The following is a 15,920-nucleotide window of genomic DNA, read 5'->3' as shown; positions in this document are numbered from 1 at the left end:
ACCAGGTAGGGTCGCGAAACGTCAGGCGACCTCACATTTCACGACGCTGTTCAGTCAGGTAGTCATGGACGAACGACGGCAACTGCTCAATCTCGCGTACCGGCTGCTGGGCTCCCTGGCCGACGCCGAGGACGTCGTGCAGGAGGCCTACGCCCGGTGGTACGCGCTGTCCCCGCGGCAGCGCGACGCGATCGTCTCCCCCGGCGCCTGGCTGACGAAGGTTGCCAGCCGCATCTGTCTGACTGTGCTCTCGTCGGCGCGCGTTCGGCGGGAGACGTACGTCGGGGAGTGGATCCCCGAACCGGTACCCGAACCGTCCGAGTGGACCACCGCGGACCCGGCCGACCGCATCACGCTCGACGAATCGGTCAGCATGGCGTTCCTCGTCGTACTGGAAGCGATGACGCCGGCCGAGCGGGTCGCGTTCATCCTGCACGACGTCTTCCGTTATCCGTTCGCCGAAGTCGCCGACATCGTCGGCCGCACTCCCGCCGCCTGCCGTCAGCTGGCGTCGTCGGCCCGCCGCCGGATCCGGACGGCGCAGGAGCCCGCGCCCGTGCAGTCGCAGATCGTCCGGGACTTCAAGCAGGCCTGGGAGAACCGGGACATCGAGACTCTCATCGGTCTCCTGGACCCCGATGCCACCGCGACCGCGGACACCGGCGGCCAGGCCCCCGCGTTCCTCCGCTCACTCACCGGCGCCGAACAAATCGTCCGTGCCCTGACGACCTTCGCCGACAAGCTGCCCGCGCTGGCCTTCCTGGAACGCACAGTCAACGGACAGCCCGGCCTGGTAGCCCAGCAAGACGGCACCACCGTCACCGTCTACGCCTTCGAAACCACACCCACCCAGATCAAACGAATCTGGGCCATCCGAAACCCCACCAAACTCCACCCCTGGACCTGACTAGTTCGCGGTGTTGAACCAGGTCCTGAGTCGTGGGACTCGGCGGAGCAGGAGTTGGTCGAGGAGGAGTACGGCGGCCAATGTGAGGCCGAACAGGGGTAGGACGATGGCGAGGGCGGTGACGAGGACGGCCAGGGCGGGGGTTGCGCGGAGTGGGAGTCGGCCGCGGGGTGCGCCGAGGGACTTGTTCTTGGGGCGGCGGCGCCACCACATCAGCGGTCCGGTGACGCACATGAAGATCACGCCGAGGCAGAAGATCGTGGTCAGCCAGAGGTTGAGCGTGCCCAGGCGCCTGCCCTCGTGCAGCGCGATGCCCTGGGCAACGACCTTCGCCAGGGCCGGGTAGTCGCTGTAGCCGTACGTCGACACCACGCGGCCGCCGTACCGGTCGACGTGCAGCGTGCGCTCCTTGCCGGGGTCGTTGAACGCGTACCCGATCGCCGAGAAGACGCCCTCGTCGTCCGCAGGCAACGCGATCGTCATCGGGCGGCGCAGCCCGTTGCGCTGACCGACCTCGATCGCGGTGTCGACGGTGGCCACCGACCGTTTCCCGTCGGCCGGGTTCGACCGTGGTACTTCGGTCTTGCCCAGACCCCACGGCACCGAGTGGCTATGCGGGAGCGACTCGTCCAAGGTCGAGGTCGGGTTCGACAACGCACCGGGATCCTCGCCCCAGAACGACGTACCTTGATGGGTCGCGAGCTCCTGGGTCTTCGCACCCCAGACCCCGGTCCACGGTAGACCCGACACAATCAAGAAGAGCAGCCCGAGACCGAGGACCGCGCCGGTACGGCCGTGCCGTGAGCGCAGTACAGCGCCTGCCGCACCAGCGGCCCGTCGGCGCGCTCGCGCGACCCGTCCCCGGATGAACAGGTAGTAGCCGGTCAGCGCCATCACGATCGCCCAGCAGGCAGCGATCTCGATGACGTAATCGCCCCAGCGGCCGGCCATCAATTCGCCGTGCAGCAGGATCGCGGCGCCCGACAGCGTCGTGTCCGGGTTGAGCGAACCCAGCACCTTGCCTTCGTACGGATCGACGAACACGTCCCGAGGCCCAGCCGCAGTGTCGACGGAGAACACCGTCGAGCGGTCCGGCGCAGACGGCTCGGTCATCGAGACCACAGTCGCATCGGGGAACGCCTGGCGTACCTCGTCGAGCTGGGTCTCGTACGGCTGCGCGACCAGGCCCGCCGGCTGGTCGACCTTCATCACATCGGCGTGCAGAACCGGTTCGATCTGGAAGCGGAACAGGTAGATCAGGCCCGTCGCGGCGAGGATCAGCAGGACCGGGATCACCAGGAAGCTGGCGTAGAAATGCCATCGCCAGAACGCCCGGAACAACCCGGTGCCGCCGGGCCGCGCACCGTTGTCCGGCTTCGCAGGGGCCTCCAGTACTGCGCTCACGTCCACTCCTTCTCCGCACGGTCCACAACAGGAGTCGGTTGGCCCGAGCGATCAGTTCCACCCGTCCGATGTGGCGTGCGACACAGATGCGGCCGGAGGGCCTGTCCGAGCGGGATGCGACCATGGTTCGGCCATGCAGCAGACCTGGGGGTTTCGAGGGACGCGGGCCGCGATGTTCGCGGTCACCTGCGTGCTGCTCGCCGCCCTCGGGCACGTCCTGATGTCCGGCGCGGTTCTCCCGTGGTGGGCGATACCGATGGGCTTCGGCTGGATCGGCGGCACCGCGTGGATCGTCGCCGACCGGGAGCGCGGCGTACCGTTCGTCGTCCTGAGCACGCTGGTGGCGCAGGGCGCGCTGCACCTGGTGTTCTCGCTCGCGCAGTCGATGGCGATCCCGCACGCGATGCACACCGGCGCGGGCCATCACATGACCGGTACGTCGTCACTCGGCATGCTCGGCGCCCACCTGCTTGCGGCGCTCCTGTGCGGTCTGTGGCTCGCGTACGGGGAGCGGGCGGCGTTCGCCGTACTGCGATCCGTCGCCCGCCTGATCCTGCTGCCGTTGCGGCCGTTCGCGCGTCCACAGGTCACCGCGCACCGGCCACGCCTCCGGCCCGCTCACTCCCCCACGCCGTACGACGACCTGCTGCTTGTTCACGCCATCACCTCCAGAGGTCCACCGAGCGGAATCGCTGCTTTCTGACAGCACGATCCGCCCCGGGCGTTCGCCGTCCGGGGATCCGCCATGCCATCCGGCAGGCCTCCGCTCACCGGCGTCGCGTTCCCACGCGCCGCCGGATCTTCAGAAGGACTCAATCCATGGCTTCTGCCTTGATCGACGACCGATCGACACAGTTGGCGATCGCCGCACGCAACGGTGATCTCGTTGCCCTCGACAACTTCGTCCGCGCGCTGCACCACGACGTACGGCGCTATGTCGCACACCTGAGCGCCGATCCGCACTCGGCCGACGACCTCACCCAGGAAACGTTCCTGCGGGCGCTGCAAAGCCTGCACCGGTTCGAGGGACGGTCGTCGGCGCGGACGTGGCTGCTGTCCATCGCCCGGCGTACCGTCGCCGACGACCTGCGCCGCAAGGCCGCACGCCCGCGGATCTCCGAACACGACTGGCAGCGCGCGGCCGAACAGAGCCAGCCGCGGGACCTCCCCGGCTTCGAGGACGGCATCGCCCTGACCGACCTGCTCGACAAGATCCCCGGCGATCGCCGCGAGGTCTTCGTCCTCACCCAGCTCGCCGGCGTGCCCTACGCCCAGACGGCCGCCCGGCTCGGCTGCCCGATCGGCACCGTCCGCTCCCGGGTGTCGCGAGCCCGGACGACCCTCGCCGACCTCCTCACCGCCTGATCGACCAGGCTGCCTCCCGAGGTGTGTGGGAGGCAGCCTGGCCTAGGATCGGCGGCATGGCGACGCGGTTGGTACAGATCTCGATGAAGGCTCACGACAGCTCCGCTCTCGGCAGGTTCTGGGCGGAGGCGCTCGGCTGGGATCTGACCGCCGACAACGCCGAGGAAACGAACCTCGAGCCCGAGGGCTTCAACTATCCCGACCCGAGCGCCGTCTGCATCGACCTCATTCCCATCCCGTTGCCCAAGACGGTGAAGAACCGTGTACACGTCGACCTCGCCACCACCTCCGCGGCGCACCAGGCGGAGCTGATCGAGCGCCTCCAGAGCCTCGGCGCAACGCCCGCCGACATCGGCCAGGGCAACGTTCCGTGGACGGTCCTCGCCGACCCGGAGGGCAACGAGTTCTGCGTGCTGGAGCCTCGGCCGATCTACAGCGACACCGGTCCGATCGCCGCAGTCGTCGTGGACTGCGCGGACCCGCGAGCCATGGCGCGGTTCTGGTCGTCGGCGATGGACTGGACCCTCCACGACGTCGGCGATGAGTCCGCCGTACTGCGTTCCGCCAAGGGCGTCGGGCCGTACCTCGAGTTCATCCGCACCTCCGACCCGAAGACCGTGCTGGACCGCATCCATCTCGACCTCCGCCCGTACCCCACCGACGACCACGCGGCCGAGGCGGACCGACTGCGTTCTCTCGGCGCCACCGACCTCGACATCGGCCAAGGCGACGTCCCCTGGACCGTCCTGGCAGACCCCGAGAACAACGAGTTCTGCCTCCTCACTCCCAGGTGAGAGCCGTCAGGCTTGGAGTTCCGCGACAAGTTTCTCGATGCGGGTGCGGATCTCGTCGCGGACCTCGCGGACGATCTCGATCGGCTGTCCGGCGGGGTCGGTGAGTTCCCAGTCCTCGTAGCGTTTACCGGGGAAGATCGGGCAGGCGTCGCCGCAACCCATGGTGATCACCACATCGCTGGCACGGACGTCCTCGGTCTGCAGCACTTGAGGGACGTTCCCGGTGATGTCGATGCCGACCTCGCGCATCGCCTCGACCGCGGTCGGGTTGATCCGGTCGCGCGGTTCGGATCCGGCCGAGCGGACCTCCACGCTGTCGCCGGCCAGCTGCCGTAGCCACCCGGCAGCCATTTGCGAGCGGCCCGCGTTGTGAACGCAGACGAACAGGACGACAGGCTTGCTCACGACGCAACTCCAGAGTCGGTTTGGGGTACGGCGAGCTCCTCCGTGGAGTCGCTTGGGTCGGGGTAGAGCACGACGACCAGGCCGGCGCCGACCAGCGCGCCGATCACCTGGAAGAACACGAAACCCGGAACGGAACCAGGTGCGATCCCGGCGAAGGTGTCGCTGAACGCGCGGCCGATGGTCACGGCTGGGTTCGCGAACGACGTCGACGAGGTGAACCAGTAGGCCGCGCCGATATACGCACCGACAGCGGCAGGTGCGACAGCAGCGCGACCGGACCGGACGAGCGAGAAGATCAGCAGGATCAGCCCTGCGGTGGCGACCGCCTCTCCGATCCACAAGTGCCCGGCGGAGCGGTGCGTCGTCGACCACGACACCGCAGCCTGACCGAACATCACGTTGGCCAGCACCGCGCCCGCGACCGCGCCGACGACCTGCGCGGCGACGTACGCAGACAAATCCCGCAGACTCAGGCCGTCACCGTTTCGCCGGCCGAGCCACCAATCGGCGACCGACACGACCGGGTTGAAATGCGCACCGGACACCGGTCCGAACATCAGGATCAGAACAGTCAGCCCGAGCGCGGTCGCGAACGAATTCTCCAGCAACTGCAGCCCGGTGTCGCCGGGTGAGAGCTTGGCGGCCGCGATCCCCGAACCGACGACAACCGTCACCAGCAACCCGGTCCCAAGCCCCTCCGCAACAACCCGCCGCCACAACACCCGGCTCATCCCTTGCCCACCGCAACCACCAGCCGGTCGATCCGGTCGGTGAGTTCGGTATAGGCGGCTTCGAAGGACGCGTCGGTGTCGGCCGGGGCCGGGTCGGGGATCGACCAGTGCAACCGGGTTTCGTGCTCGAGCTGTTCGTACGCGTTGTCGCACACCGCGATCAGCAGATCGTCACGCCGTACGACGTCTCGCAGCCGGGCTGTGCGCCACGCGGCCGGGTCCAGGCCGTGCCGCCGGGCGATCTTCACGGCTCGCGGATGCACACGCTCCGCCGGCTGCGTGCCCGCGGACAACGCCGGGACCCGACTGCGCCGCGACCAGATCGCCGCGGCCAACTGGGAACGCGCCGAGTTCTGCGTGCACACGAACACCACTCGCTCCGCGCCGGTCAGCCCGGGTGTCGTGATCGACGCCAGCGCCTCAGGGCGGAGCCGCACATAGGTACGGCGCCTGTCGCCCTCGGACCGCGTGCGCGCGACGACACCGGCCGCTTCCAGGACCTTCAGGTGGTGGGCGACCAGGTTCGTCGGCAACTCCAGCGCCGCGCCGAGCTCACCCGGCGCCGCGTCACCGGCCACCAGGGTGTCCACGATCGCGAGCCGCGCCGGATCACCGAGCGCCGCATGAATCCGGGCCCGCTCCACGTGGGTAGATCTCTCAGCGTTCATTGACTCAATGATCACTGAGCTAATTCAGGGCGTCAAGCCGATCAGCTCAGCGGCGCCGGCACTGGCGTCGTGATGAGGGTGGCGATCCACTCCAGACGTTGTGGCACGGACCAGTAGTAGACCCAGGTCCCGCGGCGTTCGCAGTCGACCAGTCCGGCCTCGCGGAGCACCTTCAGGTGGTGCGAGATCGTCGGACCGCTGACCGCGAACTGTGGCGTCAGGTCGCACACGCAGATCTCACCGCCGGCCGACGTGATCATCGACAACAGGCGCAGCCGGATCGGGTCGGCGAGCGCCTTGAACACCCCGGCCCCTTCGGCGGCGGCGGCCGGATCGAGTGCCGCGTCGGAGATCGGCGTACAGCAGGCACCGCCGGAGACCGGCGTCAGAGTGATCTCCTGTTTCGACATACTTCTATCTTGACTGTTGTCGAATCAGGAGGCAAGGTGGGTGTCGTTGATTAGATGATCTTCAAGACAGGGAGTGGATCGTGAGCGAGCATCAAACGGCGCCCGTGGTGGTCATCGGGGCCGGTCCGGTCGGACTGGCAGCGGCGGCGCATCTGGCCGAACGTGGACTGGGCTTCGTCGTACTGGAATCCGGTCCGGGCGTCGCGGCGGCGATCGGGGAATGGCGACATGTGAAGCTGTTCAGTCCATGGCGCTACGACCTCGACAGCGCGGCACGCCGGCTGCTCGAGGCCAACGGCTGGAGCGCACCGGACCTCGGCACGCTGCCGACCGGCGGCGACCTCATCGACGCCTACCTCGAACCACTCACGAAGCTCCCGCAGCTCAACGACAAGATCCGGTACGACGCTGAAGTCGTCGCGATCACCCGCGTCGGATTCGACCGGATCCGCACCGCCGGACGTGAGGACGCACCGTTCCTCGTCCGGCTCGCCGACGGCACCGAACTGCTCGCGTCGTCGGTGGTCGACGCCTCCGGCACCTGGCGCAAGCCGAACGTCCTCGGCGGCTCCGGCATCCCGGCCCGCGGCGAGGCCTCCGCAGCGGAGCACATCGCTCACGCGCTGCCCGACGTACTCGGCGCTCATCGCGACCGCTACGCCGGACGCCGGACCGCCGTTGTCGGCGCCGGTCATTCCGCCGCGACCACCCTGCTGGACCTCGGTCGGCTCGCGGAGGAGGTGCCCGGAACCGAGATCGTGTGGGTTGTCCGCGGCACCGACCAGGCTCGCACGTACGGCGGTGGCGACGCCGACGAACTGCCTGCCCGCGGTGCGCTCGGATCGCGCCTGAAGAAGCTCGTGCAGTCCGGACAGGTCGAGCTGGTCAGCTCGTTCCGTGTCGAGTCCGTCGGTACGTCGGACGGACGCATCGAACTGACCTCCGGCGACCGGACCGTCACCGCCGACACGGTCGTGAACTCCACCGGGTTCCGTCCGGACCACGACGTCGTCGCGGAACTGCGGCTCGACCTCGACCCGGTCCTCGGCTCCACCCGCGCCCTCGCGCCGCTGATCGACCCGAACCAGCACTCCTGCGGCACAGTCCCGCCGCACGGAGTCGACGAACTGGCCCACCCTGAGCCGGGCTACTACGCGATCGGCGCGAAGTCCTACGGCCGCGCACCGACCTTCCTGCTCGCCACCGGATACGAGCAGGCCCGCTCCGTCGTCGCCGCACTCGCCGGCGACTGGGAAGCCGCCCGCGACGTCCAGCTCGACCTCCCCGAAACCGGCGTCTGCTCGTCCAACCTGGCGTTCGGCGGATCCGCCGATGAAGCCGGCGGCTGCTGCGGTCCCGCACCGCAAGCCGTCGAGCTCACCGCACCGACCGGCCGCGGCCTGGCCACCGGTATCAGCGGCGGCCTGCTCACCGTGATCGAGGACAAGCAATCCGGCTGCTGCAACTGATGTCTGCGCCCGCCACCACGACCGGCCTTGCCGGGTCGGGTCGTGGTGGCTTGCGACGCGAAGTCATCGCAGCGCTCGCGATCACCACCACGGCCAGCTACGGCGTCCTGTACTACGCGTTCAGCGCCCTGCTCGAACCGATGCGCAACGACCTGCACATCTCCCCCACCGCCGCGACCGGCGCCCTCACCCTCGCCTCACTCATCAGCGCCGTCCTGGCCGTGCCTGTGGGCCGCCTGCTCGATGCCCGCGGCGGCCACGGGGTCATGAGCCTCGGCTCGGTCATCGCCAGCGTCGCCGTCCTCGCCTGGTCGCAGGCCGAGAACACGATCGAGCTGTACGCCGCCTTTGTTGCCATCGGCATCGGCTCGGCGATGGTGCTCTACCCACCCGCGTTCGCCGTCGTCGTCGCAGTCACCGAACCACGACGCCGTACCGCCGCACTCCTGGCCATCACCCTCGTGGCCGGATTCGCCAGCTCGATCTTCATTCCGCTGACCGGCCAGCTCGTCCATGCCCTCGGCTGGCGGCGCGCTCTCCTCGTCCTGGCCGCCGTACTCGCCGTCACCACCATCCCCCTGCATTTCCTCGCCCTGCGTGGCACTCGACCAGACAACACGCGCCGCGCAACTCATGAACCGCACACCTCACCAGCCCGCGTCCTTCGCGACACCGGCTTCTGGCTGCTCGCAGTCGTGTTCGTCCTCCACAGTGTCGCCCTCGCGATCATCGGCGTACACCTCGTCACCTACCTCACGAAGCTAGGACACTCTCCCACCACCGCCGCCACCCTCGCCGGCCTGCTCGGCCTGCTCTCGGTCACCGGCCGGATCACCGTCTCCGTCCTCCGCCGATGGTTGCCGATGACATCGATCAGCGCCGCCGTCATCACCCTCCAAGGCATCGCCCTGGCCATCCTGCCTGCCGCCGGTCACAGCACGGCCGGCGCCGCCGGCTGCCTGATCGCGTTCGGCCCCGGGTTCGGGGTCGCGTCAATCGCCAAGCCGGCCATCCTTCTCGACCGGTACGGCGACCAGGGCTACGCGACGATCGCCGGCCTGCTCGGCACGCCGACCACCCTCGCCTTCGCCGTCGCCCCACTGGGCGCGGCTGCCCTGGTCACCGCGATCGGCTACACCCCACTCATCCTGAGCGCGGCCACCGCCTGCACCTTGGCAGGCCTCACCCTTGCCGCCATCCACTTCCTGCCTACGCGCTTCACGCCGGTCTCGCCTCGCCGGTCGCGTTCTTGCGAGCCCTAGGCTTACGGGGTTTGGAGTGGTTGCCGTTGCCGTTGCTCGCGGGCTCGGGTTCGGCCGCGAACGGGATGAACGGCATGGTCAGCGGGAGAGCTGCCAGCCGCATCAGGAGCAGGACGTTGTCGTCACCGGCGGTCTTGTTGAGGCGGAGACGCCCGCAATTGGTGCACCGGTGGATGAGGACCCAGCGGCCCTCACCGCGGACCGTGACCGCGATCGGCTCCATGCCGCCGGCACAGTCGGCCTTGCGATCACCCGGAACGTTGCGGTCGAGGTGACGCGACCACAAGCAACTCGGGCAATGATTGCGATGGGTAGTTCCGGGGGCGTCGAGGGAGACCTCTACGCCGCAATGTTCACAGCTGAACGAACGTGCGAATGCCAAACCGAAGAACCTTTCAGAGCAAAGCTGCAGGACAGAGCAGACATACGCTTCCCTCCTCCCGGTCCGCACCGGCTGATCCGGCGCACGTCCCCACAGCAGACCAGCCCGCGTCTGCCACCGTCAACCAAATAACCGCCCGGGGCAGCTTGACCTTGACGCTGGGTCAACCCTGCAGGCTGGTGGGCATGACAGTTCAATCGACCGCCGGCCCGGCGATTCGGGTGCAGGGTCTGGAGAAGGCGTACGGGAAGAAAGCGGTCCTGCGCGGCGTCGACCTCGACGTCGCGCGGGGAAGCATCTTCGCCCTGCTCGGCTCCAACGGGGCGGGCAAGACCACGACGATCAGGATCCTTTCCACCCTCCTCAAGGCGGATGCGGGGACGGCCGCCGTCAACGGTTTCGACGTCGCCACGCACCCGGCCGACGTCCGGGAATCCATCAGCCTGACCGGGCAGTTCGCCGCGGTCGACGAGATCCTCACCGGCCGGGAGAACCTCGTGCTGGTCGCCAAGCTCCGGCACGTCAAGGATCCCGGTGCGATCGCCGACGACCTGCTCGACCGGTTCTCTCTGACGGAGGCGGCCGGCCAGAGAACAGCGACGTACTCAGGCGGAATGCGCCGCCGCTTGGACATCGCGATGAGTCTGATCGGGAACTCGCCGGTGATCTTCCTGGACGAGCCGACCGCGGGGCTCGATCCCGAGGCGCGGATCGAGGTGTGGCAGACGGTCAAGGAGCTGGCCGGCCACGGTACGACGGTGCTGCTCACCACGCAGTACCTGGAAGAGGCCGAGCAGCTGGCCGACCGGATCGCGATCCTGCACCAGGGCCGGATCATCGTGAACGGCACCCTCAGCGAACTCAAGCAGCTCCTCCCGCCCGCCAAGGTCGAGTACGTCGAGAAGCAGCCGACCCTCGAGGACGTGTTCCTCGCAATCACCAAGGAACGAGCATGACCACCCACTTCTTCAGCGACACCGGCGCCCTCACCGGACGCAGTCTGCGCCACGTCACCCGCAGCGTGGACACGATCATCACGACCGTTCTCACGCCGATCGCGATGATGGTGATGTTCGTGTACGTCTTCGGCGGTGCGATCGACACCGGGACGGACGCGTACGTGAACTACATGCTGCCCGGCATCCTGCTGATCACGGTCGCGTCCGGCGTCGCGTACACCGCGTTCCGGATCTTCATGGACATGAAGAGCGGGATCTTCGAACGGTTCCAGTCCATGCCGATCGCAAGGTCGGGCGTGCTCTGGGCGCACGTGGTCACCTCGCTGGTCGCCAACCTGATCTCGCTGGTGATCGTCTCGGGTGTCGCCCTGCTCATGGGGTTCCGCTCGAGCGCGAGCGTGCTGGACTGGCTCGCTGTCGCCGGCATCCTGTTCCTGTTCACGCTGGCCCTGACGTGGATCGCCGTGATCCCGGGGCTCTCCGCGTCAACGGTCGAAGGGGCGGGCGCCTTTGCGTACCCGCTCATCTTCTTGCCGTTCGTCAGCTCGGCGTTCGTGCCCACGGAGACCATGCCCGGCCCGGTGCGCTGGTTCGCTGAGAACCAGCCGGTCACCTCGATCGTCGACACGATCCGCAACCTGTTCGCCCAGCAACCGGTCGGGAACGACATCTGGACCGCGATGGCGTGGTGCGTCGGCATCCTCGTCGTCGCCTATGCCTTCGCAGTGGCTGCCTACCGCCGGAAGATCGCCTGAGGCAGGCTGGGACCTATGCTCACGATCAGCCAGCTGGCGGCGCACGCCGGGGTGACGGTGCGAGCGGTTCGGCACTATCACAAGATCGGCCTGCTGCCGGAGCCCGAGCGCGACCACTCCGGGTACCGGGCGTACGACGCCGGCGCGGTCGTGCGGCTGATCCGGATCCATACCCTGGCGGACGCCGGCGTACCGCTCGCCCGGGTGCAGGAGCTCCTCGACGCCGCCCCGGACGACTTCACGGACGGCGTCGAGGAGATCGACAAGCAACTGCGCACCGAGATCCGGCGGCTGCAGGACACCCGCAAACGCCTTGCCAGACTCGCCGCCGGCGAACACCTGGCCCTCCCCCAGAGCGTCGTGGACTACCTCGACCGGCTCCGCGAGATCGGAATGCGAGAGCAGTACATCGAACTCGAACGCGACGCCTGGATCATGATCGCCGCCCAGGTCCCGCACCTGATCGACGACGTCATCGTCCAGAAGCACCAAGCGCTGGAGCATCCCGACATGGTGAAGCTCTACGGCATCGTGAACGAGGCGCTCGACTGGTCCGAGGACAGCCCGCGGATCGTCGAGATCGTCGACCTCCTGGAGAGCCTGATGGTCGCCGCCGTACACGCCGGTGCCACCGGCGGCTACGGGCTCGACGACGACCTGGTGCGCCTGATGGACTCGGCCATGCTCGAAGCCGCCCCCGGCGCCGAGCGAATCCTGGCGCTCCTGGAGGAACGAGGCTGGAAGGGCTGGACCCGCATCGAGCACGTGCCCCTGGACCGACTCTGACGGGTCAGGTGTTCCGGCCGATCAGATCCGGAGCGGCTGGAGTGTCGGAGCGCCCGATCTCGCGCCGCTCGGCAGCCGAGATCAACCCGACAGCGCCTGCGACAGGTGCTCGAGCGAGGAGCACTTCTTCAAGATCCGTGCCGCCGCAGCGATCACGTGGCAGACGAGCAAGTACGAGACGTACGACCCGGACGACCTCAAGTTCAACTGCAACGAGAAGTGAGGCCCTACGAAACTCGTGCGGCGGCGTGCAGCGCCAGGCCGTCCGAGGCGGCGACGTCAGCCCTGAACCAGCCGGACGAGTCGACGGTGTACGTCGGACCGGTGCAACTGCCCGCCGAGTAGTCGCCGTGGAAGACGTCGCAGTACACGCCGGCCGGAAGCTGGGTGTGGAAGCTCCGGCCGGTCAGCGCCGAACTCTCGTCGTTGAGGACGAGATAGCCCTTGTCACCGCGGCCGAACGCGATCGCGTCGTTGCCGTTGTCCCACCACTCGGTCACGGCAGTTCCTCGTACGGCGTTGTGGAAGCCGACCATGTTGGCGATCACCCGCCACTCGTGCTCGCACCGCCAGCGGTTGCTGAAGCAGGTCGTGTCGACCGTCTGTCCGGTACTCGTCGACGGCGGTCCCTCGTCGTTCGACGTGTACTCGTAGCTCGACATCACCTTCGGCGTCCCGTACGTCCAGGCCAGCATGAACGCGTTCGCCATCGCGTAGCGGCCGTTGTCGCGGAACGTCAGTACGCCGCTCCCACGCTGGGTGTCGTGGTTGTCGGTGAACACCACCGCACGATCCGACGCCAGCGGCTCCGCGAACGTCTTCAGATAGGCGAGCCGCTCGGTGTTGAAGATCTTGGCGAGGTCCTTCCCGTACCGGAACTCCAGTACGTCGCCGTTCCCGACGTACTCGTCCGGGGTGATCGGCTCACCGGCCCCATAGATGACCTCCTGGTACAGGTACGCCGAACCCGACAGCCGGGATTTGATCGCGGCGATGTCCTCGGCCGGCATGTGCTTCGAGGCATCCAGCCGGAACCCGTCGACGCCGATCGACAGCAGATCGTTCAGGTACGCCGCGATCCGGCCGCGCACGTAGTCGGTCCCGGTCGCCAGATCGGCGAGGTCGACGAGCTCACAGTTCTGCACCTCGTACCGGTCGCCGTAGTTGACGATGTCGTCGTTCCCGTTGCGTCCGCAGTGATGGAAGTCCTGCGTCTGGTACGTCCCCGGGTAGTCGTAGTGCGTGTACGACGACCCCGCGCTGCCGGTGCCGCCCGACGAGCCACCGGTCATGTGGTTGATCACGGCATCGACGTACACCTTGACACCGGCCGCGTGGCAACTGTTGACCATGGCAACGAACTGGCTGCGCGTGCCGCGGCGGGTGCTGTCCAGCTTGTAGCTCACCGGCTGGTAGTCCTGCCACCACGGATACCCGGACCCCGGCAGCACGACATGCTCCTGCGGAGGTGAGACCTGCACCGCGCCGTACCCCTTCGGCCCGAGCACCTGGCCGCACTCCCGCCCGACCGACGTCCAGTTCCACTCGAACAGCTGGACGATGACGTCCCGCTCCCCCGTCGGCGCCGCCTGCGCGCTCGCCCCGCTCAACCCGGCCATCGACAGACCCAGCAACAGGACCAGTAATTTGCGCATGATGAGGCTCCCTCGGGGCGGTGGGCACCCTCATCAAACCACGGCGGCCGGTGGCTCCGAGGGGTTCCCGTGTCGCACAGTCGCCGGGAACGGCGCATACTGGAGGTCTGATGCTGCCCTATCGCGCGACGACGCGTCGTCACCTGTCCACCAGTCCTTTCCAGGCCCGGGTTTCCGACTCGCTCAAGAGTTACGAAGTCGGTGAGCGGGTGTCTCACGACAGGGAGGGACTCGGCCGGGTCCACTCAGTCGAGGCCGACGGCACGGTCATCATCGACTTCGGAGGCGGACGACTCCTGCGAGTCGTCGCCCCCTTCGCCAAGCTCCACTCCCTCGGCCAAGCAGACGCCTGACCGCCGCGGCGCCGGCCATCCGCTACTGAGCGTTGGCCGACACCGCCTCAGGCTGGGCAGCGTGCGTTGTGAGGCGGCACCGTCAGCGACGCAAGGTAGTCGGCGACATAACGATTGATGCAGTCATTGCGGCCGACTGCGGTATGTCCCTGACCCTCCCAGGTCAGTAACTCCGCGTTGCCCAGGCTCGCGGCCATCGCGACAGCCCCGCCGTACGGCGTCGCGGGGTCGTGACGGGTCCCGACGACGACGATCGGATGCTCCGTGGCCGCGACGGGCGGTTGCAAGGTGTGCCGAGGCGACTGCCAGAACGCGCATCCGAACAGCTGCCACGATCCCCAGACCCCGAACAACGGGAACTGCTTGGCGAACCGGACGCCGGCCGCCCTGATCTCGCCCTCGCTCGGCCCCGGCGCGCTGTCATTGCAGTTGATGACCAGCAGGGCGTCGTCGGCGTCCTGGTCCCCGCGGCCGGCGTCGGCCAACTCCCGCAGAGTGCCCGAGTCACCGTCAGCGGCCTCCCGCAGTCCGTCGGCAAGATCGGCCCAGCGCGCGTCGTCGTACAGGGACGCAACCACAGCATCGATGACATCGACGCCGTACGTCGGTACGTCGTCAGCCGGCCGACGGCTCGGGATGGGCGACTCCTGCGCCTTGCGGACGAGCCCGCCGACGAACGTGCGCACATTGCCGAACCGGTCACAACTGTCCTGTGTCGCGCACCAGGCCGTGAACTGATCGAACGCCCCCTCGAAGCCGGCGAGCTGGCGTTCAACGGTCTCGATCCAGGTCGTGCCGGGGTCGGTCGGAGCGTCGAGTACGGCGGCACGCACCTTGTCCGGGTAGAGCCGCGCGTACTCTGCTCCGAGCTTTGCGCCGTAGGACCAGCCCAGGTAGGTGAGCGTCGACTGGCCAAGAGCTGCACGAATGCGGTCGATGTCCACAGCGGTCGCCGTCGTACTGAACAAGGCCGCCTTGGAGCCCAGCGCAGCAGCGCATTCGTCAGTGATCCCGCGCATCACGCCGGCAGCACGGGCATACCCCACGTCGGTCAGCACGTCTGCGAACGTCGGAGTACCGGTATCGGTGTGCTCACACCGGATGGCCTGCGAGCGCCCGACGCCGCGCGGATCGAACCCGACGAGGTCGAACCGGTCTAGCACGGTCTCTGGCAGCAGACCGGCCGCAACAACCGCGTAATCGACACCGGACTGCCCGGGCCCACCGGCGATCAGCAGCAATGGATCCTTGCTAGCGGCCCCTCCCGACCGATGAACCCGAATGACCTGCACCCCGACCGTCCCAGCCGCTTTGTGCGCAGGGTCGAGGTCGACCTCCACAACACCACACCGCAGCTCAAACCGGTCCGCAGGAAGATTCGTCCCGCCCGCGTCAGCAACGGCCGAGCAGTCCCCCCACTCGATGTCCGCTGACCCTGGATCTGACGAACACGAGCCGAGTCCCAGCACAGCAACCAAACCCAAGACCCCACCAACCCACCCCACGACACCAGTAGGCACCCGCCTCAACCAGCCGGCAAGACCGAAATCCGGCCGCAGGTCGGTCGGGCGTGAATGCGCGTGCTTCGTCGTAGCGGCCCCCGTCAGTAACCATT

The 15,920-nt window shown here is 68.0% G+C and carries 17 protein-coding genes; 9 read left to right on the top strand and 8 right to left on the bottom strand.

Annotated features, from left to right (window positions below; genetic code table 11):
* Positions 1 to 46 precede the first annotated feature (46 nt).
* Positions 47 to 907, top strand: coding sequence for an RNA polymerase sigma factor SigJ (sigJ, locus tag E0H45_RS14610; RefSeq protein WP_272948999.1), 861 nt, complete (start codon positions 47 to 49; stop codon positions 905 to 907).
* Here sigJ and E0H45_RS14605 read toward each other — a convergent pair whose 3' ends face one another.
* Positions 908 to 2,311 (bottom strand): PepSY-associated TM helix domain-containing protein, encoded by a 1,404-nt coding sequence (locus E0H45_RS14605; RefSeq protein ID WP_238155005.1) that lies wholly within the window; start codon positions 2,309 to 2,311, stop codon positions 908 to 910.
* Between the two features lie 133 nt (positions 2,312 to 2,444).
* Here E0H45_RS14605 and E0H45_RS14600 point away from each other — a divergent pair, with 133 nt between their 5' ends.
* The 3 genes from E0H45_RS14600 to E0H45_RS43235 all read left to right on the top strand — a co-directional run bounded on the left by E0H45_RS14600 (position 2,445) and on the right by E0H45_RS43235 (position 4,470).
* The gene (locus tag E0H45_RS14600) at positions 2,445 to 3,014 is read left to right on the top strand and encodes a hypothetical protein (protein ID WP_202872344.1); all 570 of its coding nucleotides are present in this window, start codon (positions 2,445 to 2,447) and stop codon (positions 3,012 to 3,014) included.
* Between the two features lie 116 nt (positions 3,015 to 3,130).
* Positions 3,131 to 3,676, top strand: a complete 546-nt coding sequence (locus tag E0H45_RS14595) for a sigma-70 family RNA polymerase sigma factor (protein ID WP_131337883.1) — start codon at positions 3,131 to 3,133, stop codon at positions 3,674 to 3,676.
* Positions 3,677 to 3,732: 56 nt separating this feature from the next.
* Positions 3,733 to 4,470: a VOC family protein gene (locus E0H45_RS43235; RefSeq protein ID WP_131337882.1), complete on the top strand. Its 738-nt coding sequence runs from the start codon at positions 3,733 to 3,735 to the stop codon at positions 4,468 to 4,470.
* Positions 4,471 to 4,476: 6 nt separating this feature from the next.
* Here E0H45_RS43235 and E0H45_RS14585 read toward each other — a convergent pair whose 3' ends face one another.
* The 4 genes from E0H45_RS14585 to E0H45_RS14570 are packed head-to-tail and all read right to left on the bottom strand — an operon-like array spanning position 4,477 to position 6,684.
* A complete protein-coding gene (locus E0H45_RS14585; RefSeq protein ID WP_202872343.1) occupies positions 4,477 to 4,875 on the bottom strand; it encodes an arsenate reductase ArsC in 399 nt (132 codons plus the stop codon).
* Positions 4,872 to 5,606, bottom strand: coding sequence for an aquaporin (locus E0H45_RS14580; protein WP_131337881.1), 735 nt, complete (start codon positions 5,604 to 5,606; stop codon positions 4,872 to 4,874). Before E0H45_RS14580 ends, E0H45_RS14585 begins: the two co-directional genes overlap by 4 nt.
* Positions 5,603 to 6,274 (bottom strand): arsenate reductase/protein-tyrosine-phosphatase family protein, encoded by a 672-nt coding sequence (locus tag E0H45_RS14575; protein WP_131337880.1) that lies wholly within the window; start codon positions 6,272 to 6,274, stop codon positions 5,603 to 5,605. The genes E0H45_RS14580 and E0H45_RS14575 overlap by 4 nt, the downstream gene beginning before the upstream one ends.
* A 41-nt stretch (positions 6,275 to 6,315) precedes the next feature.
* Positions 6,316 to 6,684 carry an ArsR/SmtB family transcription factor gene (locus tag E0H45_RS14570; protein ID WP_131337879.1) on the bottom strand — a complete coding sequence of 123 codons (369 nt, stop codon included), beginning with the start codon at positions 6,682 to 6,684 and terminating at the stop codon, positions 6,316 to 6,318.
* 80 nt (positions 6,685 to 6,764) lie between these two features.
* Here E0H45_RS14570 and E0H45_RS14565 point away from each other — a divergent pair, with 80 nt between their 5' ends.
* Complete coding sequence (locus E0H45_RS14565) at positions 6,765 to 8,153, top strand: FAD-dependent oxidoreductase (RefSeq protein WP_131337878.1); 1,389 nt, start codon at positions 6,765 to 6,767, stop codon at positions 8,151 to 8,153.
* A gap of 50 nt (positions 8,154 to 8,203) precedes the next feature.
* Positions 8,204 to 9,415 (top strand): MFS transporter, encoded by a 1,212-nt coding sequence (locus E0H45_RS14560; RefSeq protein WP_238155004.1) that lies wholly within the window; start codon positions 8,204 to 8,206, stop codon positions 9,413 to 9,415.
* Here E0H45_RS14560 and E0H45_RS14555 read toward each other — a convergent pair.
* Entirely contained in the window at positions 9,372 to 9,866 is a 495-nt protein-coding gene (locus E0H45_RS14555) for an RNHCP domain-containing protein (protein ID WP_238155003.1), read from the bottom strand. The genes E0H45_RS14560 and E0H45_RS14555 overlap by 44 nt on opposite strands.
* Positions 9,867 to 9,982: 116 nt before the next feature.
* Between E0H45_RS14555 and E0H45_RS14550 the strand changes: the two genes are divergently transcribed.
* The 3 genes from E0H45_RS14550 to E0H45_RS14540 are packed head-to-tail and all read left to right on the top strand — an operon-like array spanning position 9,983 to position 12,297.
* Positions 9,983 to 10,753, top strand: a complete 771-nt coding sequence (locus tag E0H45_RS14550) for an ABC transporter ATP-binding protein (RefSeq protein ID WP_131337875.1) — start codon at positions 9,983 to 9,985, stop codon at positions 10,751 to 10,753.
* Complete coding sequence (locus tag E0H45_RS14545) at positions 10,750 to 11,511, top strand: ABC transporter permease (RefSeq protein ID WP_131337874.1); 762 nt, start codon at positions 10,750 to 10,752, stop codon at positions 11,509 to 11,511. The genes E0H45_RS14550 and E0H45_RS14545 overlap by 4 nt, the downstream gene beginning before the upstream one ends.
* Positions 11,512 to 11,526: 15 nt before the next feature.
* Entirely contained in the window at positions 11,527 to 12,297 is a 771-nt protein-coding gene (locus E0H45_RS14540) for a MerR family transcriptional regulator (RefSeq protein ID WP_131337873.1), read from the top strand.
* A gap of 227 nt (positions 12,298 to 12,524) precedes the next feature.
* Here the strand turns inward: E0H45_RS14540 and E0H45_RS14535 are convergent, their stop codons facing one another.
* Positions 12,525 to 13,952: an alpha-amylase gene (locus E0H45_RS14535; protein ID WP_131337872.1), complete on the bottom strand. Its 1,428-nt coding sequence runs from the start codon at positions 13,950 to 13,952 to the stop codon at positions 12,525 to 12,527.
* Between the two features lie 400 nt (positions 13,953 to 14,352).
* Positions 14,353 to 15,546, bottom strand: a complete 1,194-nt coding sequence (locus tag E0H45_RS14525) for an alpha/beta hydrolase (protein ID WP_165546470.1) — start codon at positions 15,544 to 15,546, stop codon at positions 14,353 to 14,355.
* Positions 15,547 to 15,920: the final 374 nt, after the last annotated feature.

It is taken from the genome of Kribbella soli (assembly GCF_004331345.1).
GTDB classification, from domain to species: Bacteria; Actinomycetota; Actinomycetes; order Propionibacteriales; family Kribbellaceae; genus Kribbella; species Kribbella soli.
This window is presented reverse-complemented; position numbering and strand designations above follow the sequence as displayed.

What these genes read in the sequence shown, in the direction of transcription:
- E0H45_RS14600 (WP_202872344.1), top strand. Translation starts at nt 2,445, where the DNA reads ATGCAGCAGACCTGGGGGTTTCGAGGGACGCGGGCCGCGATGTTCGCG.
- E0H45_RS14595 (WP_131337883.1), top strand. Translation starts at nt 3,131, where the DNA reads ATGGCTTCTGCCTTGATCGACGACCGATCGACACAGTTGGCGATCGCC.
- E0H45_RS43235 (WP_131337882.1), top strand. Translation starts at nt 3,733, where the DNA reads ATGGCGACGCGGTTGGTACAGATCTCGATGAAGGCTCACGACAGCTCC.
- E0H45_RS14580 (WP_131337881.1), bottom strand. Translation starts at nt 5,606, where the DNA reads ATGAGCCGGGTGTTGTGGCGGCGGGTTGTTGCGGAGGGGCTTGGGACC.
- E0H45_RS14575 (WP_131337880.1), bottom strand. Translation starts at nt 6,274, where the DNA reads ATGAACGCTGAGAGATCTACCCACGTGGAGCGGGCCCGGATTCATGCG.
- E0H45_RS14570 (WP_131337879.1), bottom strand. Translation starts at nt 6,684, where the DNA reads ATGTCGAAACAGGAGATCACTCTGACGCCGGTCTCCGGCGGTGCCTGC.
- E0H45_RS14550 (WP_131337875.1), top strand. Translation starts at nt 9,983, where the DNA reads ATGACAGTTCAATCGACCGCCGGCCCGGCGATTCGGGTGCAGGGTCTG.
- E0H45_RS14545 (WP_131337874.1), top strand. Translation starts at nt 10,750, where the DNA reads ATGACCACCCACTTCTTCAGCGACACCGGCGCCCTCACCGGACGCAGT.
- E0H45_RS14540 (WP_131337873.1), top strand. Translation starts at nt 11,527, where the DNA reads ATGCTCACGATCAGCCAGCTGGCGGCGCACGCCGGGGTGACGGTGCGA.
- E0H45_RS14535 (WP_131337872.1), bottom strand. Translation starts at nt 13,952, where the DNA reads ATGCGCAAATTACTGGTCCTGTTGCTGGGTCTGTCGATGGCCGGGTTG.